Origin of the sequence: Brevibacterium sp. K72 (assembly GCF_050562175.1) — a bacterium.
GTDB lineage: Bacteria > Actinomycetota > Actinomycetes > Actinomycetales > Brevibacteriaceae > Brevibacterium > Brevibacterium casei.
The window spans coordinates 3,780,591-3,805,207 of sequence record NZ_CP191582.1 but is presented as its reverse complement, the minus strand read 5'-3'; the positions used below and the strand labels follow the sequence as shown (position 1 = coordinate 3,805,207).

20 protein-coding genes and 2 pseudogenes are annotated in these 24,617 nt (G+C 67.2%); 12 read left to right on the top strand and 10 right to left on the bottom strand.

Annotation, left to right across the window (positions count from 1 at the left end):
* Positions 1–34 precede the first annotated feature (34 nt).
* Complete coding sequence (locus tag ACQ1RG_RS17295) at positions 35–370, bottom strand: DNA cytosine methyltransferase (RefSeq protein ID WP_225984242.1); 336 nt, start codon at positions 368–370, stop codon at positions 35–37.
* A gap of 443 nt (positions 371–813) precedes the next feature.
* On the opposite strand from ACQ1RG_RS17295, the gene ACQ1RG_RS17290 reads away from it, so the two are divergent.
* From ACQ1RG_RS17290 to mobF, 3 genes are all read left to right on the top strand, one after another.
* Entirely contained in the window at positions 814–1,182 is a 369-nt protein-coding gene (locus ACQ1RG_RS17290; protein WP_167560381.1) for a hypothetical protein, read from the top strand.
* On the top strand, positions 1,179–1,370 hold the full coding sequence (locus ACQ1RG_RS17285) for a hypothetical protein (protein ID WP_167560379.1): 192 nt from the start codon (positions 1,179–1,181) through the stop codon (positions 1,368–1,370). Before ACQ1RG_RS17290 ends, ACQ1RG_RS17285 begins: the two co-directional genes overlap by 4 nt.
* Before the next feature lie 200 nt (positions 1,371–1,570).
* The gene (gene mobF, locus ACQ1RG_RS17280; protein WP_430600390.1) at positions 1,571–5,095 is read left to right on the top strand and encodes a MobF family relaxase; all 3,525 of its coding nucleotides are present in this window, start codon (positions 1,571–1,573) and stop codon (positions 5,093–5,095) included.
* On the opposite strand, the gene ACQ1RG_RS17275 is transcribed toward mobF, so the two are convergent.
* The 5 genes from ACQ1RG_RS17275 to ACQ1RG_RS17255 form a co-directional block, all read right to left on the bottom strand.
* Positions 5,075–6,385, bottom strand: a complete 1,311-nt coding sequence (locus tag ACQ1RG_RS17275; RefSeq protein WP_036316278.1) for an ISL3 family transposase — start codon at positions 6,383–6,385, stop codon at positions 5,075–5,077. The genes mobF and ACQ1RG_RS17275 overlap by 21 nt on opposite strands.
* 86 nt (positions 6,386–6,471) lie before the next feature.
* Positions 6,472–7,002, bottom strand: coding sequence for a hypothetical protein (locus ACQ1RG_RS17270; RefSeq protein WP_430600389.1), 531 nt, complete (start codon positions 7,000–7,002; stop codon positions 6,472–6,474).
* On the bottom strand, positions 6,987–7,160 hold the full coding sequence (locus ACQ1RG_RS17265; RefSeq protein WP_311200387.1) for an ABC-three component system middle component 8: 174 nt from the start codon (positions 7,158–7,160) through the stop codon (positions 6,987–6,989). The genes ACQ1RG_RS17270 and ACQ1RG_RS17265 overlap by 16 nt, the downstream gene beginning before the upstream one ends.
* A 40-nt stretch (positions 7,161–7,200) precedes the next feature.
* Positions 7,201–8,169, bottom strand: coding sequence for an ABC-three component system protein (locus tag ACQ1RG_RS17260; RefSeq protein ID WP_063250523.1), 969 nt, complete (start codon positions 8,167–8,169; stop codon positions 7,201–7,203).
* Positions 8,170–8,344: 175 nt separating this feature from the next.
* Positions 8,345–9,355: a DNA-protecting protein DprA gene (locus ACQ1RG_RS17255; RefSeq protein WP_259788323.1), complete on the bottom strand. Its 1,011-nt coding sequence runs from the start codon at positions 9,353–9,355 to the stop codon at positions 8,345–8,347.
* Positions 9,356–9,562: 207 nt separating this feature from the next.
* Between ACQ1RG_RS17255 and ACQ1RG_RS17250 the strand changes: the two genes are divergently transcribed.
* Together ACQ1RG_RS17250 and ACQ1RG_RS17245 are read left to right on the top strand one after the other, a co-directional pair.
* Entirely contained in the window at positions 9,563–9,934 is a 372-nt protein-coding gene (locus ACQ1RG_RS17250) for a hypothetical protein (RefSeq protein WP_006214184.1), read from the top strand.
* Positions 9,931–10,350, top strand: coding sequence for a recombinase family protein (locus ACQ1RG_RS17245; protein ID WP_006214186.1), 420 nt, complete (start codon positions 9,931–9,933; stop codon positions 10,348–10,350). The genes ACQ1RG_RS17250 and ACQ1RG_RS17245 overlap by 4 nt, the downstream gene beginning before the upstream one ends.
* Positions 10,351–10,441: 91 nt before the next feature.
* Here the strand turns inward: ACQ1RG_RS17245 and ACQ1RG_RS17240 are convergent, their stop codons facing one another.
* Both ACQ1RG_RS17240 and ACQ1RG_RS17235 read right to left on the bottom strand, forming a co-directional pair.
* Positions 10,442–12,253 (bottom strand): ABC-F family ATP-binding cassette domain-containing protein, encoded by a 1,812-nt coding sequence (locus ACQ1RG_RS17240; protein ID WP_167560223.1) that lies wholly within the window; start codon positions 12,251–12,253, stop codon positions 10,442–10,444.
* Between the two features lie 131 nt (positions 12,254–12,384).
* Positions 12,385–13,704: pseudogene (locus tag ACQ1RG_RS17235) on the bottom strand (ABC-F family ATP-binding cassette domain-containing protein); the annotation flags it as partial.
* 222 nt (positions 13,705–13,926) lie between these two features.
* On the opposite strand from ACQ1RG_RS17235, the gene ACQ1RG_RS17230 reads away from it, so the two are divergent.
* The 7 genes and pseudogenes from ACQ1RG_RS17230 to deoC all read left to right on the top strand — a co-directional run bounded on the left by ACQ1RG_RS17230 (position 13,927) and on the right by deoC (position 21,865).
* Positions 13,927–14,994: a BMP family lipoprotein gene (locus ACQ1RG_RS17230; protein WP_223289936.1), complete on the top strand. Its 1,068-nt coding sequence runs from the start codon at positions 13,927–13,929 to the stop codon at positions 14,992–14,994.
* A gap of 73 nt (positions 14,995–15,067) precedes the next feature.
* Positions 15,068–16,663 (top strand): ABC transporter ATP-binding protein, encoded by a 1,596-nt coding sequence (locus ACQ1RG_RS17225; protein WP_063250524.1) that lies wholly within the window; start codon positions 15,068–15,070, stop codon positions 16,661–16,663.
* Entirely contained in the window at positions 16,660–17,892 is a 1,233-nt protein-coding gene (locus ACQ1RG_RS17220) for an ABC transporter permease (RefSeq protein WP_009376054.1), read from the top strand. The genes ACQ1RG_RS17225 and ACQ1RG_RS17220 overlap by 4 nt, the downstream gene beginning before the upstream one ends.
* 1 nt (position 17,893) lies before the next feature.
* Positions 17,894–19,180 (top strand): ABC transporter permease, encoded by a 1,287-nt coding sequence (locus ACQ1RG_RS17215; RefSeq protein WP_009376052.1) that lies wholly within the window; start codon positions 17,894–17,896, stop codon positions 19,178–19,180.
* Between the two features lie 82 nt (positions 19,181–19,262).
* Positions 19,263–19,685, top strand: a pseudogene (locus ACQ1RG_RS17210) (cytidine deaminase); the annotation flags it as partial.
* Between the two features lie 172 nt (positions 19,686–19,857).
* Positions 19,858–21,147 carry a thymidine phosphorylase gene (locus tag ACQ1RG_RS17205; protein ID WP_009376049.1) on the top strand — a complete coding sequence of 430 codons (1,290 nt, stop codon included), beginning with the start codon at positions 19,858–19,860 and terminating at the stop codon, positions 21,145–21,147.
* 64 nt (positions 21,148–21,211) lie between these two features.
* Positions 21,212–21,865 carry a deoxyribose-phosphate aldolase gene (deoC, locus tag ACQ1RG_RS17200; RefSeq protein WP_063250525.1) on the top strand — a complete coding sequence of 218 codons (654 nt, stop codon included), beginning with the start codon at positions 21,212–21,214 and terminating at the stop codon, positions 21,863–21,865.
* Between the two features lie 63 nt (positions 21,866–21,928).
* Here the strand turns inward: deoC and ACQ1RG_RS17195 are convergent, their stop codons facing one another.
* Positions 21,929–23,782 carry a phospho-sugar mutase gene (locus tag ACQ1RG_RS17195; protein ID WP_063250526.1) on the bottom strand — a complete coding sequence of 618 codons (1,854 nt, stop codon included), beginning with the start codon at positions 23,780–23,782 and terminating at the stop codon, positions 21,929–21,931.
* A gap of 3 nt (positions 23,783–23,785) precedes the next feature.
* Positions 23,786–24,595, bottom strand: a complete 810-nt coding sequence (locus ACQ1RG_RS17190; protein WP_009376037.1) for a purine-nucleoside phosphorylase — start codon at positions 24,593–24,595, stop codon at positions 23,786–23,788.
* Positions 24,596–24,617: the final 22 nt, after the last annotated feature.

Below are 24,617 nucleotides of genomic sequence, written 5' to 3'. Positions count from 1 at the left end.
AACGGTTGCATGGCCAGCGGCTGTAGGATCACGGTCAACGGGTCCACTTGATACCCCTTCGCGGGTCGGGTAGCGGGGGCCGAGAGCAACCCCTTACGTTCTCGATCACGACGCACGCGGGTTGCAGCTCCTCGATTGCGCGTGCCATGCACGACCAGAGCCCCGAGCGAGTACCTGGCGCGATGCCTGCACCCTTGCCGACGATTGAGACGCCCTGGCAGGGGAAGCCGCTTATCACGATTTCGACCGGCGGTACGGTACTCCAGTCTATGACGGAGATGTCGCCGAGGTTTGGGGCATCCGACCAATTGTGAGAGAAGACTTGCGCGACCGAGGTGTTGATCTCGGAGAACCAGACCGTATCCCCCACCAGTGGCGTGTTCGACGGCAAGGTCGAGCCCTCCGTACCCGCTGAAGGTCGAGCCAATTCGCGGCGAGGAAACGGGGGGAAGTGCGACGTGCAGACACAAGTTGCTCCGGGTGATTGGCTTTCCCGGTGCTGAGCGGTTGCCTGCCCTACCGGTCTGGTTGCTGCCAGGTAAGCGAGTCCGTCTCCGGCGCCGAACTTCTCCAGCGCTTCCCACTCACCTCCCTGTCACCTGCGCGACCCTTACCGGGCTTCCCACGGCATAATTTTTGGCTCGGCGTTCTCTCGTCGCCAGCCTGATCACCTACCGCTCAGAGTTGGTCCACACCTCTTGCAGATCAAGGTGTCAACCCAGGTTGACAAGGCTTCGCGGCGGCGGGATCGCGCGGTCACCTGGAGATCGACAGGCCCCGCGGCGGGCCGAGCGAAGGGACAGGAGACAGGTCATGGTGGAACGGGTGGAGCTCGCGATCACGGAGGCTGAGCGAGGCAAGATCGCTGACGATCTACGTCGTTACGGCGCCTACCATGAGCGCACGGGAGTCGATCTCTGGAACGTGTTCACGAAGCAGAAGCCGCACGAGCTGGAGCCTCCGAACCTCACGCAGGAGATCAAGGGCAGGACTGCCTCGCACCACGCGGTTGCTGAGAGCTGCATGGCGATGGCCTCCGTCATCGAGAGCGAGAACCCGTTGCTGCTCACTCCGGAGACGGTCCAGCTCATCCAGGAAGCCTTCGGCGACATCTACGGTGGCGAGTTCCCCCTTGGGCCGCTCGCACGGCAATGTTCTCCCGCATGGCCTCCCGTCGCATGAGTGAGGCCGCCGGGAACGGATCGTTTGCTCTCGCTGAGTTCGTTGTGGTGAACGCGGAGCTGCAACCCTCTGATGCCGAGCGCTACGAGGTCGCGATCATGCACTACCTGACCGAAGCCAACGCGAAGATCAGCGAGCAGCTCGCCGAGTTGCGCACAAGCATGGACGGTCTGAACGAGCAACTCTAGGCGCAACGGCGCGAGATCGACCAGTTGCGCAACCCCAGTGCAACACGCCGACAGCTCCCGAACCCCTTTCGCTCGACCTTCGAGCCCACCGTGCAGGCTCCCCGGCGGCGCGGCCCGTCCGACGACGGGCCGGCCCTGTAGCCAACCTCCGGCATTGAGGCTCACACCGATGCCGTGGTGAGTCTGTCCACCTGGTCTGCATGACGGTCTCGATGCGGGTGATGAGCGCGGGCGACGGGTACAAGTACCTGATGCGCACGATCGCTGCCGCCGACGGCGACCGCTCCCTCTCGACCCCGTTGACCAGGTATTACACGGAAGAGGGAACACCACCGGGCACTTGGATCGGGTCGGCCCTTCGCGGCCTCGGAGACGGGCGGATCGCTCTCGGCGATGAGGTCTCGGAGTCGCAGTTGCAGTTGCTGATCGGGATGGGCCGCGATCCCGTCAGCGGCGACCCGCTCGGGCGGGCCTTCCCACGGTACGTCTCGGTCGCCGACCGGATCGAGAAGCGCGCCGCCGACCTCGACCCCGGCCTGGGGATGGGTGAGCGTGCCGAGCAGATCAGCCAGATCGAGGCCGAGGAGAACGAGCGGGGCAACCGCCGTGCGGTCGCGGGGTTCGACTACACGTTCTCGGTGCCGAAGTCCGTCTCCGTGCTGTGGGGCGTGGCCGACGCCGGCACGCAGGCCCTGATCGCCCAGGCGCATCACGAGGCGATCGCCGAGGTCGTGAACTTCATGGAGCGCGAGGTCGCCGCGACCCGCACCGGCTACACCGCCGCCGACGGCGCGGTCGCCCAGGTCGACGTGACCGGACTGATCGCCACGGCCTTCGATCACTACGACAGCCGCTCCGGGGACCCGCAGCTGCACACTCACGTCGTGATCTCCAACAAGGTCCAGACCGCGTTGGACGGACGATGGCGGTCACTGGATGGCCGCCCGATGCACGCGGCGGTCGTCGCGCTCTCGGAGCATTACAACGCGGTCCTGGCCGACCGCCTCACCGGCACGCTCGGCGTGGAGTGGGAGGCGCGGGATCGGGGCCGGGACCGTAACCCGGCGTGGGAGATCACCGGGGTCAGCGAGGAGCTGATCGAGGAGTTCTCCTCCCGCGCCCGCGATATCGATGCCGAGACCGACCGGCTCATCGCCGCCTACACCGCCGAGCACGGCCGCCGGCCCTCGGCGCGGACGATCGTGCGCCTGCGCGCCCAGGCCACCCTCGCCACACGCCCCGAGAAACAGGTCCATTCCCTGGCCGACCTGACGAGCGGCTGGCGTGAGCGGGCAGGTCGTCTGCTGGGTGAGGACGCGACCGGCTGGGCCGGCGGCCTTCTCGCCGAGGCGCAGCAGGTGCGGCCGTTGCGGGCTGATGATGTGCCGTTGGAGGTGATCTCCGAGCTCGGGCAGGCGGTGGTCGAGGTCGTCGGCGAGAAACGCTCGACCTGGCGGCGATGGAACCTGCACTCCGAGGCGAGCCGGCAGTCGATGGCATGGAGGTTCGCGACAGTGAGCGACCGGGAGGCGATCGTGGAGATGATCGCCGATGCCGCCGAGCAGGCCTCGCTGCGGCTGACGCCGCCCGAGCTCGCCACCAGCCCGGCCGCGTTCCGCCGCCCAGACGGCAGCAGCGTGTTCCGGCCCCGCCACTCGACCGTGTTCTCCTCCACGGTGCTGCTGGAGGCCGAAGACCGTCTCCTGGAACGCTCCCGCACCCTGACCGGCCCGGTGGTCGAGGTCGAGACGGTCGAGAAGATCACCGCGAAGCCCGACCGGGAAGGGCGCCTGCTCGGTGACGACCAGGCCGAAGCGCTCACCCAGATCGCGGTCTCCGGGAGGGTTCTCGACGTGCTGGTCGGCCCGGCAGGAGCCGGGAAGACCACCGCCATGTCGGCGTTGCGTCGGACATGGGAGAAGCAGCACGGGAACGGGTCCGTGGTCGGGCTGGCACCGTCGGCGGTGGCGGCGCAGGTCCTCGGCGAGGATCTCGGGATCGCGACCGAGAACACGGCGAAATGGTGGCAGAACCATCTCCTCCACGGGGAGACGTTCCAGGCCGGGCAGCTCGTCATCATCGACGAGGCTTCCCTGGCCGGCACCCTGTCGCTGGATCGCATCACCGGCCTCGCGGCCGAGGCGGGCGCGAAGGTGCTGCTGGTCGGCGACTACGGGCAGCTCCAATCCGTCGATGCGGGTGGGAGCTTCGGGATGCTCGTGGCCGACCGCGACGACGCCCCCGAGCTCGTGGACGTGCACCGCTTCGTCCACGAATGGGAGAAGACCGCCTCCCTCGATCTGCGCCACGGCCGCACCCGCGTGATCGACACGTACCTCGCTCACGACCGCGTCAGCGACGGTGATGCCGAGGACATGATCGACGCCGCCTACACCGCCTGGCGTGCCGACCGCGACGCCGGACGGGCCTCGGTGCTGATCGCCGAGACCCGCGAGGACGTGACCGCACTAAACGCCAGAGCCCGCGCCGATCTCATCCTCACCGGGAAGATCAAGCCCGGCCGCGAAGTCGCGCTAGCCGAGGGCACGTCCGCCGGGGTCGGGGACACGATCATCACCCGCCGCAACGACCGGCGCCTGCGCACCGGCACCGGCCGTGGCTGGGTGCGCAACGGCGAACGGTGGCAGATCACCGACGTGCGCGATGACGGGTCGATCACGATCCGCAAGCCCGGCCACCGTTTCGGGTCGATCGTGCTGCCCTCCGACTACGTGGCAGAGCACGTCGATCTGGGATACGCAGTCACTGCGCACCGGGCCCAGGGCGTCACGGTCGATACCGCGCATGTGCTGGTCGAGCCGTCCTCGACCCGTGAGAACTTCTATGTCGCGATGACTCGCGGTCGGCTGGCGAATCTGGCCTACGTGATCCCGGACCGCCTCGACCCCAACCACCCTGAACCGCATCCGGCGGACAATCCCGATGCGAGCTCGCGCACCGTGCTCTACGGGGTGGTGCAGCACTCGGGGGCCGAGGTCTCCGCGCACGAGACGATCACCGCCGAGCAGGACCAGTGGGGCTCGATCGCGCAGCTCGCCGCCGAGTACGAGACCATCGCCGCAGCCGCCCAGCACGACTGGGCCGCCCTCCTACACGGCTCGGGCCTGACCGAGGAGCAGGCCGACGCCGCGATCGGGTCGGTCGCGTTCGGAGCGCTAACTGCCGAGCTGCGACGCGCCGAGGCCAACCACCACGACGTTGACGCGCTGTTCCCGCGCCTGGTGGCCGCTCGCGGGTTCGATGACGCCGAGGACATCGCCAAGGTCATGCACTACCGCCTCGCCCGCGCCACCGCCCAGCCGGCCGGGTCGGGGCGCACGAGGAAGACTCCGCGGCTGATCGCCGGCCTCATCCCACACGTGCAAGGCTCGATCGCCGCAAACATGCGGCAGGCGCTGACCGAGCGACGAGAGCTGATCGAGACCCGCGCCGACGCGATCCTCGACACTGCCCGCCAGACTGGCGAGCCCTGGACCCAGCCGCTCGGCACCCCTCCCGCCGGCAGGCGCGAGCAGGCACGCTGGCGACGCGACGCCCGAACCATCGCCGCCTACCGCGACCGCTACCAGATCAGCGACGACACCCCACTCGGCCCGGCCCCGCAAACCGGCCCGCAGAAGATCGACCACGCCCGAGCCAACGCAGCGCTACGCGTGCTCACGGTAGAAGCGAATCAAACCGGCTCATCGCAGTTGAGGGTGTAGTCGGGGTCTGAATCCGCCGGCCTCGAGTAGAGATCGGGCGATGTAGTGGGTGAGGTTGCGGAAGCCGAGGGCGGAGCCGCGGAGGTGTTCGAGTCGGCCGTTGATGGCCTCTGTCGGCCCGTTCGAGGTCCCGGGCCGGTCGAAGAAGGCGAGCACGTCTGCGGCGCGCTGCTTCAGCGTCCGGCCGAGTGTGCGGATCTCGACCAGCGCGTCTGGGACGCCGCTGGCGACCGACTCGATGACCGCTCGCATCCTCTGCTTGCCCGTGGTCTTGTTGGGCTCGCGGTAGGCGGCGACCATCCGCTGGTAGATGCCCCAGGTCGCTTCGACCTGGACGTGCTCGTCTGCCGCGAATACCGTGTCCAGCCGGGCGCGCTGGGTGTCGGTGAGCAGGTCCGCGCCGGTCTGCAGGGTCCGCCGCGCCCGGTAGAGCGGGTCCCCGGCCCGGCCCCGGTGCCCGAGGGTGTGCTGCTGGACGCGCTGCCGGCACCGGTCCAGTCCCTCACCTGCCAGACGGATGACGTGGAACGGATCCATGACCGGTACTGCGGTGGGTAGCTCTTCGGCGGCAGCGGTCTTGAACCCGGTGAACCCGTCCATCGCGACGACCTCCACCCCGTCCCGCCACGCCCGAGGACGATCGGCCAGCCACTGCTTGAACACGGCCTTCGACCGGCCCGCGACCATGTCCAGCAGCCGCGCGGGCCCGGACTTGTTCCGGGCCGGGGTGAGGTCGATGATCACGGTCACGTACTTGTCGCCGTGGCGCGTGTGACGCCACACGTGCTCATCGACCCCGATGGTGGTGACCCCGGCGAACCGGGCCGGATCGTCGATCAGCACCCGCTTGCCCTCGGCGATGACCGCCTCGTTGGCGGTATGCCAGGACACTCCCAGCCCGGCAGCGACGCGGCTGACGGTGAGGTGGTCCACGACCACACCGGTCAGCGCCCAGCCCACCCCGCCACGGGTGATCTTCGCCCGCGGCGCCGCGGCCTTCGACGTGTCCTGCCGCCACGTCCGACGGCAGGTAACACACCGGTACCGGCGGACCCGGACCATCAAGGTCGTGGGCCGGTGCCCGAACGGCTCGTGCGCCAACCGGCGGATCACCGTGTCTCGGGGCACGCCCTCGGCCCCGCACTCCCTGCACCACGGGTCCGGCTCCAGGACCCGGCACTGGATCACCGCACGATCAGGCTCAACCCGCTGTCCGACGGCCTCGAGGCCGAGCTCGTCGAGACGGCAGAACGTGGTCAGGTCAGGGCGAACGAAGGTAGCGTGATCCATGTCGAGGTCCTCAGGATGGGCAGTGTCAGAACTTCCATCCTCGGAGGGCCTCGACCCCTATCCAGCGACCGACGCGCCCAACCCGACTACACTCTCAGCTGCGAAGAGCCGCTATAGTCGTCTTGCTCGCGCAACACGTACCCCATTATGTCTCGATAATCGTATGGCGAAATCACTGAGAATCCGAATAAGCCGTCCAGCAACCGCTTTGCCGGAGAGATCCCTAGTCCTACGTGCGACCATTGGTCGATCTCTAATTCAGTCGCATCAGGCACGTCGACAGTGGAGGTGAGGATCGAAACGGGGCGTTTGGCATCTACCGATCGCGCAACAGTGATGTAGTTTCCGTCTCCCAACTGAAGTTCCAAGAAGAAGGTGAAGTTGGCAAAGATATCCTCGTGCTTGAACAAGAAGAAACTGGAGTGTCTACCCTTCAGTAGACAGAAATCGATCAATCGAGCGACCGTGCTCTTGCCGAGATTATGTACGGTTTTTCTCTTGCCTTGATCTCGACGGATCTCCGCGAGCACAACCGATAAGCCTTCATTGAAGGCGATTGGGCTGAAAATGTTCGGTTGATTGGAGTAGAGCCTGACTAGCCTCATGCTTTCACCCACTCAAAGGAGTCTGACTTGGGAAGGTATCGCACGAGACCCAGCAGGAACAGAAGGCTGATCGCCGGAGAGAACAGGTAGTCGACCTTTTGATTCTTGCTTTGGCAATGTTCAAGCAGTGCGTCGTAGGTCACGACTCGATATCTCGAAAGATACTTCATCATAGTTCCGGAGACGGCTATGACGGTTTGGTCGGGATGGTCATGCTTGGTTGGAAACAACATCCGCTTCGACCTCCGTATCACCGATATCACAGTTCCAATACATGTAAAAGACCATTGCTCGCGTCAGGCGGCGATTTCTGCCCAGAAGAGGATCTCTGCTAGTCAATAGATCAACTATTTGACCGAAGACCTTATCGAACGTGTGATGCTCCTCTTTGTGGGCCAAAATCTTGAGATCGAAGTCTTCCGCGCAGCTATCGTAGAGGTCACGAATCGCACTATTGCCGGGATCGGCCAAGAAGTCCTTGAACTGCGTGAGCAGGTGGCCATAGTTACCCATCAAGCGTCTTGAGGTTTTCTCAGTCATGCTGTTGAGTTCGTTCTTCGCCGCTAACGAAGTGCGCTCTTGCGGACGACTTTGCATCCCAGTTGTGTTGTCATCGATAATCTCAGCGATCGCCTCCACGACTTCCGCAAGTTCACGACTGGATACGATAAGTGGCCCGTCGAGAGGGTTTACCCCGGCCAGTTGCGCCAGCCGTGGTTCCATTCGAAACGACTCGTCTAGAGCCTCGATTCCACAAAGATGCACGCTCTCACTGGGGATGCCCGTCTCAGCTGAGACCATCTCGATGATTTTTTCATTGGCGTTCGCTGTGAGATATCGGTTCGAGTAGAGCAGGTAGTTATTGAGCTTTCCGTTCTCGTAGAGCTTCTTGGCCCTCGGAAGCTCATTGGCCAGCACCGAACTGGCGGCTCCACCGCTAAAGTCAGAGTCGCTGAAATAGCCGTACGACATAGTGTGCTTGGCCTGGATGATAGAAATCCCGTCCCACGGTCGTGCCGCACTGGGGAAGCCGTCTGCAAGCCCCTCAAACCGAGCATCCCTGCCACCATCCACGCCTGTGGCAAACCCCTGAACACCCCTGCCCAGGAGTAGTTTCGCAGCCTGGACAACGAGGGCCTCAAATTGAGCCTCTGCTAGGTCTTCGTACGGATATCCCACACCTGATGGTACCAAGCGCGCCGCCTCCGCTTTAAGGCTGACACGACGTCACAGTAGTTCCTTGTGCAGGTTGGACGCTCTCGATGTCGGTTCCTGCCGTACACGCCGGGAGATGGCTCTCTGCTGACTTGTTCCTCCAAGTCTGAGCCCGAGCCCGTCAGGATCATGAGGCGCACTACAGGCGCGGCCCCTCCTGCGACGCCGTGTTCTGCGGCGGGGTATCGAGCTGCCGGCCAGGTGCCTGGCGGTTCAGCAGCCGGCCCGGATCATGCAGCGAGTCCAGCAGGGCGGTCACGTCCGCGGTATCGGTGATGATCTCGGCGCGTCCGCGATTGATGAGCTCATGCGGACCCGCACTCGCCGCCGACGTGACCGGGCCAGGGACCGCGCCGACGGCGCGGCTGTGCCGGTGCGCTTCTGTCGCCACCAGCAGCGATCCCGACCGGAAGCCCGCCTCCGGGATCACCGTCGCGCCCGACAGCGCACCCAGCAGACGGGCGCGGGCCATGAACCGCCACCGGGTCGGCGTCGCCCCCGGAGGAGCCTCGCTGGCCAGCACCCCCAGATCACCGATCCGGGCCAGCAGATCAGAGTTGCCGCGCGGATAAGGGCGGTCAACGCCGCCGGCCAGCACCGCGATCGTGCTCCCGCCTGCGGTCAGCGCAGCGCGGTGTGCTGCGGCGTCGATGCCATAGGCGCCACCGGCGACGATCGTGCGCTCGTGGTGCGCGAGATCGCTCGCGAGGTGCCCGGCGACCTGCACGCCGTACTCGCTGGCGGCTCTGGAGCCGGTGATCGTGACCCGATCCGTGAGAGCACCGGAAAGGAGCGATGTCGCCCCACGCGTCCACAGCAGGTACGGGGCGCGGGGGCCGAGGTCGTTGAGCGAGTGCGGCCAGTCCGTATCGGTCGGGATGAGCGTGGATATACCGGCTCGTTCCGCATCCGCGACACGGGCGGGGATGTCGCCCTCAATGCGCGGGGCGACGCGGTTGCGCCAGGCGATCGCATCGGCGCGGTTCATCTCCGGTACTGTGGCCTGGTCGTCTTCGAGCAGCCGCAGCGTCTCGACCCCGCCGACTCGGTGCAGGACGCGGCCGGTGGCCGCGTCGTCGGGCTCGGCGATCATCGACAGCATCATCCGCGCCTGCTGCTCACCCTTCGCCTGCTCTGCCAGCTTCGCCATGATCTGTGCCCCTTCCCAGACAGTCACGGGCAAGGTGCACCGCCAGCGACCGAGCACGGCCGACGGGGGCTACCGCGTGTCGTACGTGCGGCGTAGAGTGAGAAGCACAGAGGCAGATTCACCCCTCACCATGTAGGCCCCCTCGGGGCCGTCCTCCGGGACACTCCACACGTACTGCCTCACCACAGTTACGTGCTTGGAGGCATCATGTTCCGACTCATCTGGTTCGCCAGCATCCACATCCGCATCTTCATGCGCCGATGGATGCCGACCAACATCGTGCTCGACAAGGTCCGCACCCGTCACGGCCTCAAGTGGGGCCTCCCGGCAATGCTGCTCGCGATCCCATACTTTTACACCGCGAGCCTGCTGACCGTCATCATCCGTGACGGCGGGCCGGGCTGGCTCAACCTCGTCGTGCTCATCGCGATCTGGTCAGCGTTCAAGATGCTCTGGATCGGCCCCGTCAGCCTGGTCCTGCTCGCCCGCGTGCGCATCCACGAGCACACCGAGCGACGCCAGCGGCGCCAGGCACAGGGCGTCTCCTCCGCCCCGATCATGGCAGGGGGTGCGTCATGACCAAGGCGGTTCTCTACCTGCGCAGCGCGACCGACAGCGAAGCGCAGACCAACCAGCAGGCAGAAGACTGCCGGGAGTATCTGCACGAGCGTGGCCTGACCGAGGACGGCGTCTTCACCGATGCCGGCCACACAGGCCCCGGTCTCGCCCAGCTCCTCGACCCGGCCGCTAAGGGCGAGGTTACCGACGTGATCGTCGCCGAGATATGGCGCCTCGGCCGAGCCCCCGTGGCCAACCTGCGCACCGGCGACGCTCTCGACCGAGCCGGGGTCACCGTCCACGTCGCCACAGGCATCCTCACCGGCCCCGTCCTCGACGACTGCGTGCGAGGGTCGATGTACGAGTTGAGCATCGCCGATGCCCGGCGCATCGACGGCGATGCCGAGACCGAGAAAGACGATCCGCCCTTCGACTAACCACCCGACCTTCCCCGATACACAGTTCGCGCCTGTCACTCACGAAGCGGCAGGCGCGAACCCATGTATGCGGGACGGAAGCCCTGGCCCGTCAGGAGATCGACTCGGACAGCTCCAGCCACCGCTCTTCGAGCTCGGCGACCTCGTCCTCTGCCTGGCGCAGCTCATCGGTATGGCCTTGCAAGCCCTCGTAGTCGCTCTGGTCGTGGTCGGCGAGACGCTGATGGATGCGCTCGATGCTTCCCGACAGCTTCTCCAGCCGGCGCTCGATCGCGCCGATTTCCTTCTGCACCGCCCGGCGCTCCGCACCCGACAACTCCGAAGCCGAAGACGACGCCGCCGTCTTCTCCTCGCTGCTCTGAGCGCTCATCGGCGACGGGGTCACGGCCTGCTGCTCCTGTGCGGCTCGCAGCCGCAGATACTCGTCCACCCCGCCGGGCACGTGCCGCAACCCGCCGTCGAGGATCGCATACTGCTGGTCGGTGACCCGCTCCAGCAGGTAGCGGTCGTGAGAGACCACGATCAACGTGCCAGGCCACGAGTCCAGCAGGTCCTCCAGCGCCGCGAGCATGTCCGCGTCAACATCGTTCGTCGGCTCATCGAGAAGCAGCAGGTTTGGCTCGCTGAGCAGCAGCATCAGCAGTTGCAGCCGCCGCTTCTGCCCGCCGGAGAGGTCATCGACCCGTGCCGAGAGGTGTTCGCGGGCGAAGCCGAGCCGTTCGAGCAGCTGCGCCGGCGTGAGGTCCTTGCCGTCGATCTGGAACGTGGTCTTGGTGCGTGCCAGGACCTCGCGCACCCGGTCGCCGCCGATGTCGGCGAGCTGGGAGAACTGCTGATCGAGGATGCCGACCTGCACCGTCTTGCCTCGCTTGACCCGACCCTCGGTCGGCTCCAGAGTGCCGCAGATCAGCCCGAGCAGTGTGGACTTGCCCGCCCCGTTCGCGCCCAGGATGCCGGTGCGCTCACCCGGAGCGATCCGCCAGGTCACGTCATCGAGAACCTTCCGATCCCCGAAGCTCACGCTCACGTTCTCCAGGTCCACGACCTGCTTGCCCAGCCGGGCCACCGCGACCCGCTGCAGCTCGATGGGGTTGCGCACCGGCGGCACGTCAGCGATCAGCTCGTTGGCCGCGTCGATCCGGAACTTCGGCTTCGACGTGCGCGCCGGAGCGCCTCGCCGCAGCCACGCCAGCTCCTTGCGCATCAGGTTCTGCCGCTTGCTCTCGGCCGCAGCGGCCATCCGATCTCGCTCGACCCGCTGGAGCACGTAGGCGGCGTAGCCGCCCTCGAACGGCTCGACCGTGCCGTCGTGCACCTCCCACGTCTCGGTGCAGACCTCATCGAGGAACCAGCGATCGTGCGTGATGACCAGCAGTCCGCCGCTGTTCTTGGGCCAGCGTCGCTTCATGTGCTCGGCCAGCCAGGCGATGCCCTCAACATCAAGATGGTTCGTAGGCTCATCGAGAGCGATGAGTTCCCAGTCGCCCACCAGCAGGGCAGCGAGGGCCACGCGCCGCCGTTGCCCTCCGCTGAGTCGGCCGATCACCGCATCCCAGGAGATATCCGGGACCAGCCCGCCGATCACATCGCGGATGCGGGCATCGCTGGCCCACTCATGCTCCGGCGCGTCGCCGGCGATCGAGTACCCGACCGTGGCCTCCGGATCGAGGTCGTCACTCTGACCGAGCACGCCGAACCGCACGCCGCCGCGCCGGGTCACCCGACCCGCCTGCGGCTCGATTTGCCCCGAGAGCATCCCCAGCAGGCTCGACTTGCCGTCACCGTTGCGACCGACGATCCCGATCCGGTCGCCCTCCTCGATCCCGACCGAGAGCGAGTCGAAGACCACCCGCGTCGGGTACTCCAAGTGCAGCCCTTCGGCCCCCAGAAGAGGTGTAGCCATCAGCGACCACCCTTCCCGACCAGCGCGGTGCGGCACGGTACAACCCGCCTCGCACGGGTACGACACCCAGCAACGGGGTGTGACGCTGCCCTGCCACGACGGTAGAATCGAGGCGTCCGGAACGAACAACCCATCGAATTGTTGGGTTCGTCGAGGATGATGACATTGGGTTCGGACATGAGCAGAAGGAGGAGCTGCAGCCGCCGCTTCTGCCCACCGGAGAGGTCGTTGACCCGTGCCGAGAGGTGCTCGCGCGCGAACCCGAGGCGCTCGAGCAGCTGAGCCGGGGTGAAGTCCTTGCCTTCGATCGTGAACGTCGTCTTCGCCTCGGCGAGGACGTCGCGCACCCGACGACCCCCGATCTTGACGAGGTCCTTGAACTGCTGATCGAGGACGCCGACCTCGACGGTCTTGCCCCGCTTGACCCGACCGGAACTCGGCTCGAGGGTTCCGGCGATGAGGCCGAGCAGGGTCGACTTGCCGGCGCCGTTGGGTCCGAGGATGCCGGTGCGCTCGCCGGGACCGATGCGCCATGTGACGTCGTCGAGGATCTTCCTGTCTCCGAAGCTCACGGACACATCGAGGAGGTCGACGACGTCCTTGCCGAGGCGGGCGGTGGCCATCTTCTTCAGTTCGATGGGGTTGCGCACCTCGGGGACGTCGGCGATGAGCTGGTTGGCCGCCTCGATGCGGAACTTCGGCTTCGACGTCCGGGCCGGGGCACCGCGGCGCAGCCACGCGAGCTCCTTGCGCATGAGGTTCTGACGCTTCGCCTCGGTGGCGGCGGCGATCCGGTCGCGTTCGACGCGCTGGAGGACGTAGGCGGCGTACCCGCCCTCGAAGGGCTCGACGATGCGGTCGTGGACCTCCCACGTCTTCGTGCACACCTCGTCGAGGAACCAGCGGTCGTGGGTGACCAGCAGGAGGGCACCGGAGTTCTTCGGCCAGCGGTTCTGCAGATGCCGGGCCAGCCACGCGATGCCGTCGACGTCGAGGTGGTTGGTCGGCTCGTCGAGGATGATGAGGTCCCAGTCCTCGACGAGGAGCGCGGCGAGCGCGACGCGGCGGCGCTGCCCGCCGGAGAGGCTGCCGATCGGCGCCTGCCAGTCGAGGTCGGAGATGAGGCCCGCGATGATGTCGCGGACCCTCGCATCGCCTGCCCACTCGTAGTCGGGCCGGTCCCCGACGACGGAGTGGCCCACGGTCGCCGTGTCCTCGAGGTCGTCGCGCTGCGTGAGCATCCCCAGGCGCAGGCCTCCGCGGTAGGTCACGCGTCCCGCGTCAGGGGTGATGGTGCCGGCGAGCATCCCGAGCAGGCTCGACTTTCCGTCGCCGTTGCGGCCGACGATGCCGATCATGTCCCCGGTGTCGACGCCGAGGGTCACGGAGTCGAAGACGATGCGGGTCGGGTATTCGAGGTGCAGGGCTTCGGCCCCGAGAAGATGTGCCATAACAGAGTCAAGGGTAGAGCACGGCGGACGCCACATTGCGTTTTCATATCGGTGTCGGACATCCGGATGGTAGACGCGCGTGAGACAAGGCTCACGTGCATTAGACTGGCCGAAAACTCACCGAAGTGTGACCGATCACCCAGTGGTTTCACATCTTCGTGACGAGTCGGCCGGTGGTCCTCCACCGTCGCCGGTGTCGGTTCTTCGAGAAAAGAGTAAACCTTGAAAAAGCTCGCATCTGCGGTCTCCATGGTCGCCGTATCCGCCCTTGCCCTCTCCGCCTGCGGTTCCGGCGACAGCGGCACGAACGCCGAGGACTACCTCGCCTGCATGGTCTCCGACTCCGGCGGCTGGGACGACCAGTCGTTCAACCAGTCGGGACGTGCGGGTCTGACGAAGGCCGTGGAGACCCTCGGCATCCAGGAGAAGCTCGCGGAGTCGCAGGGCGACGCGGACTTCACCCCGAATGTCGACAACATGGTCCAGCAGGGCTGCAACCTCACCTTCGGCGTCGGCTTCCTCCTCGAGGATGCGATCCAGTCCGCCGCCGAGGCCAACCCCGACCTCAACTTCGCGCTCATCGACTCGACGTTCTCCGACGCCGACGGCAACCCCGTCACCCTGGAGAACGCCAAGCCGCTTGTCTTCAACACCGCCGAGGCGGCCTACCTCGCCGGCTATGTCGCGGCGGCCACGTCGAAGTCCGGCAAGGTCGGCACCTTCGGCGGCATCCAGATCCCCTCGGTCACCGTCTTCATGGACGGCTTCGCCGACGGGGTGAAGAAGTTCAACGACGACAACGGCAAGAACGTCGAACTCCTCGGCTGGGACAAGGCCAAGCAGGAGGGCTCGTTCTCCGGCGACTTCGAGAACCAGGGCCAGGGCCAGGAGCTGACGAAGCAGCTCATCTCCCAGGGCGCCGACATCGTCATGCCCGTCGCCGGCCCCGTCGGCCTCGGTGCCGCGGCAGCCGCGAAGGAAGCCGGCGACGTCAAGCTCATCTGGGTCGACACCGACGGCTACGAGTCGACGGAGTACGGCGACATCATCCTCACCTCGGTGGTCAAGGAGATCGCCAACGCCGTCGAGGACACCGTCAAGGAGGGCACCGAGGACAAGTTCACCTCCGAGCCCTACGTCGGCACCCTCGAGAACGAAGGCGTGGGACTCGCTCCGTACCACGACTTCGACAAGGAGGTCCCCGAGGACGTGAAGACGAAGGTCGACGAACTCAAGCAGCAGATCATCGACGGCACCATCAAGGTCGAGTCGGAGAACTCGCCTAAGTGATCAGCGGGGTAAACTGCAGGGTCGAAGTCTTTCGGCCCTGCAGTTTTCAAGTGTGTGAGGAGAGCGTCGAGCAGTGAAACTCGAGCTTCGCGGGATGACGAAGGTGTTCGGATCGTTCGTCGCCAACGACCACATCGACCTCACGGTCGAACCGGGCGAGATCCACGCCATTCTCGGTGAGAACGGTGCCGGCAAGTCGACGATGATGAACGTCCTCTACGGTCTCTACGACCCCGATGGGGGAGAGATCCTCATCGACGACAAGCCGGTGACCTTCGCCGGACCCGGTGACGCCGTGGCCGCGGGCATCGGCATGGTCCACCAGCACTTCATGCTCGTGCCCGTGTTCACCGTCGCCGAATCCGTGGCGCTCGGCTACGAACCGACGAAGAGCCTCGGCATCATCGACCTCGCCGAGGCGCGGGCGAAGGTCAGGGAGATCTCCTCCCGGTTCGGGTTCGACATCGACCCCGACGCCCTCATCGAGGACCTCCCCGTCGGTGCGCAGCAGCGAGTCGAGATCATCAAGGCTCTGTCGCGGGACGCGGAGATCCTCATCCTCGACGAGCCCACCGCCGTGCTCACCCCGCAGGAGACCGACGAGCTCATCTCGATCATGCGCCAGCTCAAGGAGCAGGGCACCTCGATCGTCTTCATCACCCACAAACTGCGCGAGGTCCGCGCGATCGCCGATTCGATCACGGTCATCCGGCGCGGGAAGATCGTCGGCGAGGCGTCGCCGGAGTCCACCGAGGCGGAGCTCGCCAGCCAGATGGTCGGCCGCGAGGTGTCCCTGACGACGCAGAAGACCCCTGCCGCACCCGGGGACGCGACGTTCCAGGTGCGCGGGCTCACCGTCGTCGACAAGGCCGAGAACGTCGTCGTCGACGACGTCAGCTTCGACGTCCGACGCGGCGAGATCCTCGCGATCGCCGGCGTCCAGGGCAACGGGCAGACCGAGCTCGCCGAGACGATCATCGGGCTCACCGAACCGCGCCTGGGCACGATCACCCTCGACGGGAAGGACCTCGTCGGCGCCAGCGTCAAGGACCGGCTGGGCACCGGCATCGGCTTCGTCCCCGAAGACCGCTCGACCGACGGCATCATCGCCGAGTTCGCGATCCGCGAGAATATGATCCTCGACGTCTACGACCGTCCCCCGTACGCGAAGGGCCTCAACCTCCGGCCCTCCGTCATCACCGCCGAGGCGAAGAAGAAGGTCGACGAGTTCGACATCCGCCTCGGCAGCGTCGCCGACCCCATCGCCACACTCTCGGGCGGCAACCAGCAGAAGGTCGTCCTCTCCCGCGAACTCGGCCGCGAGCTGCGCCTCTTCATCGCCAGCCAGCCCACCCGCGGCCTCGACGTCGGATCGATCGAGTTCGTCCACAAGCGCGTCATCGCCGAACGCGACACCGGCACCCCGTGCATCATCGTCTCGACCGAACTCGACGAGGTCTACGGACTCGCCGACCGGATCGCCGTGATGTACTCCGGGCGCATCGTCGGCATCGTCGGACCCGAGACCTCCCGGGAGGCGCTGGGCCTGATGATGGCCGGTGTCCCCGCCGAGGAGGCCATGTCGTCAGCGGGCACGGGCACTGCCGACCCTGCCGCCTCGACGACGACCCCAGACTCAGCCACCACCTCGGCGGAGGAGACCGAATGACGACTGACATTTCCCCGGCCGCGCCCTCCCCGGCCCCGCCGCCGACCGCCGAGGCGAAGCCGGGCAGGCAGCAGACGCTCCTCCAGGAGATCCTCTCGGGATCGTGGCTCGTCTCCCTGCTCGCGATCGTCCTCGCCCTCCTCGTCGGCGGCGTCCTCATCGCCGTCGCCAACGCCGAGGTCGTCGCCGCCGCGAAGAACATCCTCTCCGCCCCCGGCGCCTTCTTCTCCACGGTCTTCTCCACCGTCGGCGACGCCTACTCCGCGCTCTTCCGCGGGGCCGTCTTCGACTGGAACGCCCGCACCCCTGAGCGCGCGATCCGCCCGCTCACAGAATCCCTCGTCAGCGCCACCCCGCTCATCCTCACCGGCCTCGGCATCGCGCTCGCGTTCCGGTCGGGACTGTTCAACATCGGCGGCCAGGGCCAGGTCATCCTCGGTGCCACGGTCGCCGGCTTCCTCGGCTACGCACTGCCGCTGCCGCCCGTCGTCCACATGCTCGTCGCCGCGCTCGGCGGCATCATCGGCGGTGCGATCTGGGCGGGCATCGCCGGCGTCCTCAAGGCGAAGACCGGGGCGAATGAGGTGATCGTGACGATCATGCTCAACTCGATCGCCGGCTACCTGCTCGGCTACCTGCTCAAGCAGTCGTGGTTCACGCACACCCAGTCGGCGAACCCGCAGTCGCGCGCGATCGACGAATCCGCGCAGATGTTCCTCCTTCTGCCCCCGCCCTTCCGCCTCCACTTCGGGTTCATCCTCGCGATCCTCGCGACGATCTTCGTGTGGTGGCTGCTCGAGCGCTCGACCATCGGATTCGAGTTCAAGGCCGTGGGTGCGAACCCCCACGCCGCGCGCACAGCGGGCATCTCCGTGGCGAAGGTGACGGTCCTCGTCATGGTCATCGCCGGTGGCCTCGCCGGCCTCGGCGGTGCCGCACAGGTGCTCGGGACCGAGGACAAGCTCACCGGCGGCATCGCCGGGTCGATCGGCTTCGATGCGATCACCGTGGCCCTGCTCGGCCGGTCGAAGCCCTTGGGCACGTTCTTCGCCGGACTCCTCTTCGGTGCGTTCAAGGCCGGCGGATACCTCATGCAGTCGCAGACGGGCACGCCGATCGACATCGTCCTCGTCGTCCAGTCCGTCATCGTCCTGCTCATCGCGGCCCCGCCGCTCGTGAGGTCGATCTTCCACCTGCCTGCGCCGGTGCTCAAGCGGAAGGAGTCCTGAGATGAGCGCACAGACTCTTGACACCCCGACCGGGGCCCCGACGAAGGTGCTCGCGCCGATCGCGTGGAAGTACCCGATCGTCTACTCCGTCCTCGCGCTCATCGCGCTCATCTTCTTCGGCATCATCGGCCGGGCCGGTGAGACGACGTTCCGGATCGCCTCGAGCGGTGACTTCTTCGCGATCCCCGACCTCGTCATCCCCTCGAAGGTCGCAGGTCTCGTCCTCTCGCTCGTCCTCGTGGCCATGGCTGCTGTCGCCGTGTGGTTCGCGGTGGGGCGCCGTCACCTCGACTCGTGGTTCCCGATGACCTTCGGCGTCGTCTTCGTCCTCGCGTTCCTCGCGTGGGCCGGCGGCGGCAGCGGCGGCGTCATCCCGATGACCACGCTGCTCGCCGGAGCGCTGGCGCTGTCCGTGCCGCTCATCTTCGGCGCGATGTGCGGTCTCATCGGTGAGCGCTCGGGCATCATCAACATCGCCATCGAGGGCCAGCTTCTCGCCGGGGCGTTCCTCGCCGCGGTCGTCGCCTCGGTCGTGAAGAATCCGTATGCGGGACTCATCGCCGCACCCATCGCCGGTGCGCTCGTCGCCGTCGTGCTCACGTTCTTCGCTGTGAAGTACTGGGTCAATCAGATCATCATCGGCGTCGTCCTCAACGTCCTCGTCGTCGGCCTCACGAGCTTCCTCTACTCGACGGTGCTCACGGAGAACCCGGAGCTGTGGAACGCGCGGCAGAAGCTGCCGAACCTGCCGATCCCGCTGCTCTCGGACATCCCGATCCTCGGACGGGTGCTCTTCGACCAGAACATCCTCGTCTACATCATGTACGTCGTCGTCATCGCCCTCCAGATCTTCGTCTTCCGGTCGAAGTGGGGTCTGCGGATGCGTGCGGTCGGCGAACACCCGAAGGCCGCGGACACCGTGGGCATCAAGGTCAACTACACGCGCGTGCGCAACACGATCATGGCCGGAGCCATCGCCGGTCTCGGCGGTGCCTTCTTCACGATCGGCTCGGGCCTGGCCTTCGGCAAGGAGATGTCGGCAGGGCAGGGCTACATCGCCCTGGCCGCGATGATCCTCGGGAAATGGAACCCCAAGGGCGCGCTCTTCGCGGCCCTGCTCTTCGGGTTCTCGAAGAGCCTCGGCAACACACTGCAGTCGATCGGCACGCCCGTGCCCAACGAACTGCTGCTCATGCTGCCCTACATCGTCACGATCCTCGCCGTCGCCGGATTCGTCGGTCGGGTTCGCCCGCCGGCGGCCGAAGGCGTGCCGTACGTGAAGTCGTGATGATGGAGATGTGAGAGCCTGAACGCGACGAGGAGAGCGGAGGACAGCCATGATGTCTGAGCCGACGACCGGAGACGGTCCGATGTGGAGCGAACCCGAGCGGCGCGTCGAGGTCGCTGACCTCACCGAGGACACGTGGGACCTCCTGCGCGCCTCGGCGGTGGCGGCGATGGAGAAGGCCTACGCACCGTATTCGGCCTACCCGGTGGGGGCCTCCGCGCTCGTCGATGACGGTCGGATCGTCAGCGGCTGCAACATCGAGAACGCCTCGTACGGGGTGACCCTGTGCGCGGAGTGCTCGCTCGTCTCCGACCTCCTCATGACCGGGGGCGGACGCCTCGTGGCCTTCGACTGCGTCGACGGTCAGGGCAGGACGCTCGTCCCCTGCGGGCGCTGCCGACAGCTGCTCTTCGAGCACGGCGGGCCCGACCTCGTCCTCAACATGCCGGCAGGTCGGGAGACGATGGCCGTCGTCCTCCCCGACGCCTTCGGCCCGGACAACCTCGGCGAGCACATCGGCCGCCACGCGAGCGATGGAGGCGGCGCTGCCGGGGACAGCTCTGCCGGGGGCGGAGGCGACGACGTGGCCGGCGACGACGGCACGGCCGACAGCCTCGGCGAGCACGATCACCCGAAGCACTGACGCACCACATTCTTACCCACGACCGGAGGACCACGTGACCGTAGAGGCATTCGACGCCGTCGACGTCATCGCGACCAAACGCGATGGGAAGCCGTTGCCGAAGGACCAGATCGACTGGGTCATCGACGCGTACACGCGCGGCGTCGTCGCCGACGAGCAGATGGCGGCACTGGCCATGGCGATCTTCCTCAACGACATGGGGCCTGAGGAGATCGCGCACTGGACCCAGGCGATGATCGCCTCGGGGGAGCGGATGGACTTCTCCTCGCTGTCGCGCACGACCTCGGACAAGCATTCGACGGGTGGGGTCGGGGACAAGATCACCCTGCCGCTCGCCCCGCTCGTCGCCGTCTTCGACGTCGCCGTCCCGCAGCTCTCCGGCCGCGGTCTCGGGCACACGGGCGGCACCCTCGACAAGCTCGAGGCGATCCCCGGCTGGCAGGCGGGACTGAGCAATGAGGAGATCCTCACCCAGCTCGAGGACATCGGCGCCGTCATCTGCGCCGCGGGCTCCGGGCTTGCTCCGGCGGACAAGAAGCTCTACGCCCTGCGGGACACGACCGCGACCGTCGACTGCATCCCGCTCATCGCCTCGTCGATCATGTCGAAGAAGATCGCCGAGGGCACCGCGGGCCTCGTCCTCGACGTCAAGGTCGGCTCCGGGGCGTTCATGAAGGACCTCGAGAAGGCGCGTCGGCTCGCCCGGACGATGGTCGACCTCGGGAAGGCCGCGGGAGTGGAGACCTCCGCGCTGCTCACCGACATGTCGACGCCGCTCGGCCTGACAGTCGGCAACGCCCTCGAGGTGCGCGAGTCCGTCGAGGTCCTCGCCGGCGGGGGACCCTCCGACGTCGTCGACCTCACCGTGGCGCTCGCCGAGGAGATGCTGCGCCTGGCGGGCAAGACCGATGTCGACGTCCGCGCGGCGCTCAACGACGGCCGGGCGATGGACAAGTGGACGGCGATGATCCGCGCTCAGCACGGTGACCCCGAGGCCCCGCTGCCGGTGGCCAAGGACACCGAGGTCGTCTTCGCCCCCGAGTCCGGGGTGCTCACCAAACTCGACGCGCTCTCCGTCGGGGTCGCCTCGTGGCGCCTCGGCGCCGGTCGCGCCCGGAAGGAGGACCCGGTGCAGGCCGTCGCCGGCATCGAACTCCACGCGAAGCCCGGGGACACCGTCGCCGCCGGCGACCCGCTGCTCACCCTGCACACCGACACTCCGGAGCGCTTCGAACGGGCGCTCGAGTCCCTCGTCGGCGCCTACGAGATCGGGGGAGACACCGACTCCGTCGCCGACTCGATCGTCCTCGAGACGATCACGTAGACCCAGACCGAGACCAGCCCACGACACCGCAGACGAACACCTGCACCCACTTCTGGAGGACACCATGACCAGCCGCACCGACGTCGCGACAATCATCGACCACACCCTGCTCAAGCCCGAGGCGACTCCGGCCGACGTCGACGCCCTCGTCGCTGAGGCGAAGGAACTGGGCGTGCTCGCCGTGTGCGTCTCCCCGTCGATGCTGCCGCTGAGGGAGACCGGTGACCTCGTCGTCGCCACCGTCGTCGGATTCCCCTCAGGCCAGGTCAAGCCGGAGATCAAGGCCGCTGAGACCGAGCGCGCCGTCGCCGACGGAGCCGACGAGGTCGACATGGTTCTCAACATCGGCCAGGCGATCGCCGGGGACTATGACGCCGTCGAGGCCGACATCCGCGGAGTCGTCGAGGCCAGCGGCGATGCGCTCGTCAAGGTGATCATCGAGTCGGCAGCCCTGACCGATGAGCAGATCGTCGAGGTCTGCGCTCGCGCCGAGGCGGCCGGAGCCGACTTCGTCAAGACCTCGACCGGCTTCCACCCGGCAGGAGGAGCGAGCGCCCACGCCGTCGCCCTCATGCGCGAGACCGTCGGCGACCGCCTCGGCGTCAAGGCCTCCGGCGGCATCCGCACCGTCGAAGCCGCCGAGGAGATGATCTCCGCTGGTGCCTCGCGTCTCGGCCTCTCCGGTTCGGCTGCGATCCTCGCTGGGCTGAGCGACTGAGGGCCGCCGGCACGGTGAACCCGCACGGACACGGTCCATGCGCCGTGTCCACCGTGCTTCGGCTCAGAGCCCGAAGTAGGCCTTGAGCTCCGAGGAGATCGTCGACAGCCGTTCGCGCAGCGCCGGACCCAGGGCCGCACTCGCCGAGGAGTTCCCGGCCGAGAGCCCGGCGGCGGCGAGGGCACGGTCGTCTTCTGCTCGGGCCGCCTCGGCGAGCTCCGGAGTCCCGACGACCTCGAGGTAGCACTTGAGTTTGGGCTCTGTGCCTGAGGGCCGGACGATGACCCGGGAATCCGACTCCGAGAGCAGGAGGATGCCGTCGGTCGGCGGCAGGCCGTCGAAACCGCTCGAGAGGTCGTGGACCGCGACGACGGGGGAGCCGGCCAACATCGCCGGCGGGTCCTCCCGCAGCTTCGCCATCGCCGCGGCGATGAGTGAGACGTCGTCGAGGCGGAAGCTCAGCGGAGCCGTCGCGTAGTACCCGTCGCGGGAGCGGATCCGGTCGAGTTCGGCCTCGATCGACGATCCTTCGTGTTCGAGGCGTGAGGCCAGCGCTGCGAACGTCACGGCCGCGGAGATGCCGTCCTTGTCACGGACGACACTCGGATCGACGCAGTAGCCGAGCGCCTCCTCGTAGCCGAAGACGAGCCCCGGCACGCGGGAGATCCACTTGAAGCCGGTGAGCGTCTGCACGGCGGCGAACCCGTGAGCCTGTACGGCTGCCGCGAGTCCGCGGGAGGAGACGATCGAATTCGCGAAGACGGGGGTCGTCTGCGACTCCGGCGCGGGCGGGGTGGAAGCCGGTGCTTCGGCCGCCAGGCGGGCGGCGATGTCCTCGCCGAGGAGGAGTCCCACCTCGTCGCCGGTCAGCTGCCGGAACCCAGTCGGTGCCGTCGCGTCGGGGATCGCTGCCGAGAACCGGTCCGCATCGGGGTCGTTGGCGATGATGAGGTCGGCGTCGATCTCCCGGGCCAGAGCGTACGACTCGTCGAGCGCACCGGCCTCCTCCGGATTGGGGAAGGTCACCGTCGGGAAGTCGGGGTCTGGGGCCTGCTGACTCGACACCGGGTGGACGTCGGAGAACCCGGTGAGGGCGAGGGCCGCCTCGGCGACTCCGGCACCGACACCGTGGAGGGAGGTCAGCACGATCCGCAGGTCGGCGCTCGCGCGAACCCCGAGGGCCTCGATGGACTCGAGGTAGGAGTCGACGATCGAGGAGTCGAGGAGCTCCCACCCGGATTCGGCGCGCGGGACCGAGGCGACGGAGGGCACCTCGGCGATCCTCTCCGCGATGAGCGCATCTGCGGGTGGGACGATCTGGGCTCCGGCACCCGCCCGGGCGGTCGCGGCGTCGGGCTCGATCGCGAGCAGCGGACGCTGCCCGAGATAGACCTTGTAGCCGTTGTCCGCGGGCGGATTGTGGCTGGCGGTGACCATGACCGCGGCGTCGGCCCGTAAGTGGGTGAGGGCGAACGCAGTGAGCGGGGTCGGCAGCTGCTCGGGCAGCTGGATGGCCACACCACCGGCGGCGGTGACGACGGCGGCGGTGTCCCGGGCGAAGTCGGCCGATTTGTAGCGGGCATCGCAGCCGATGACGACGCGGAAGCCCGGTCCCACGGTCTCGGCGAGGAACGCCGAGAGGCCGGCGGCGGCGCGGATGACGACCGAACGGTTCATCCGGTTCGGCCCGGCGGCGATCTCCCCGCGCAGTCCCGCGGTGCCGAAGACGAGGGGACCTGAGAACCGGTCCTCGAGGTCGGCGAGCGCCGCCGCATCCCCGGCCTCCGCCTCGGCGAGGATGCTCGTCAGTGACGTCGCGGTCTCCTCATCGGGGTCATCGGCGATCCAGGCGCGGACGGTCTCGGCGTCGAATCCCTGCGTGAAGCGGTCGGCGACGCGTTCGGTCGAGGCACTCATGTCTCAGAGCTTTCCGACGATGTCGGCGAGCAGCCGGGAGATCCGCGGAGCGGCAGCGGCACCGGCCTCGATGACCTCGGCGTGGGAGAGCGGGGTCTCCTGGATGCCGGCGGCGAGGTTCGTCACGAGCGAGATGCCCATGAGCTCGAGTCCTGCCTGACGTGCGGCGATGGCCTCGAGCGTCGTCGACATGCCGACGAGGTCGGCGCCGAGGATCCCGGCCATGCGCACCTCGGCGGGCGTCTCGTAGTGGGGGCCGGAGAACTGGGCGTAGACACCCTCATCGAGGGTGGGGTCGATCTCCTTGGCGATGCCGCGCATGCGCGGGGAGTAGAGGTCGGTGAGGTCGACGAAGTTCGCGCCCTCGATGGGGGAGGTGCCGGTGAGGTTGATGTGGTCGGAGATGAGGACCGGGGTGCCGGGTTTCCAGTTCCGGTTGAGTCCGCCGCAGCCGTTGGTGAGGACAAGGCTCTGGCAGCCGGCGGCTGCGGCTGTGCGCACCCCGTGGGCGACGGCGCGGACACCCTTGCCCTCGTAGTAATGGGTGCGCGAGCCGAGGACGAGAGCGTACTTCCCGCTCGATTCGATCCGGACCGTCCGCAGGGTCGCGCCGTGTCCGGCGACGGCCGGGGCGTGGAAGCCGGGGACTTCGGCGGCGGGGATCTCACTGACCGTTTCGCCGAGCAGCTCGGCTGCTCCACCCCATCCGGATCCGAGGACGAGGGCGATGTCGTGGGAGTCGATCCCGGCGGCGGAGTTGATGGTCGTGGCCGCTGCCTGTGCGGCGGCGGTAGGATCGCTTAAGTCAGTCATGACGCCAAGATTATCAACATCT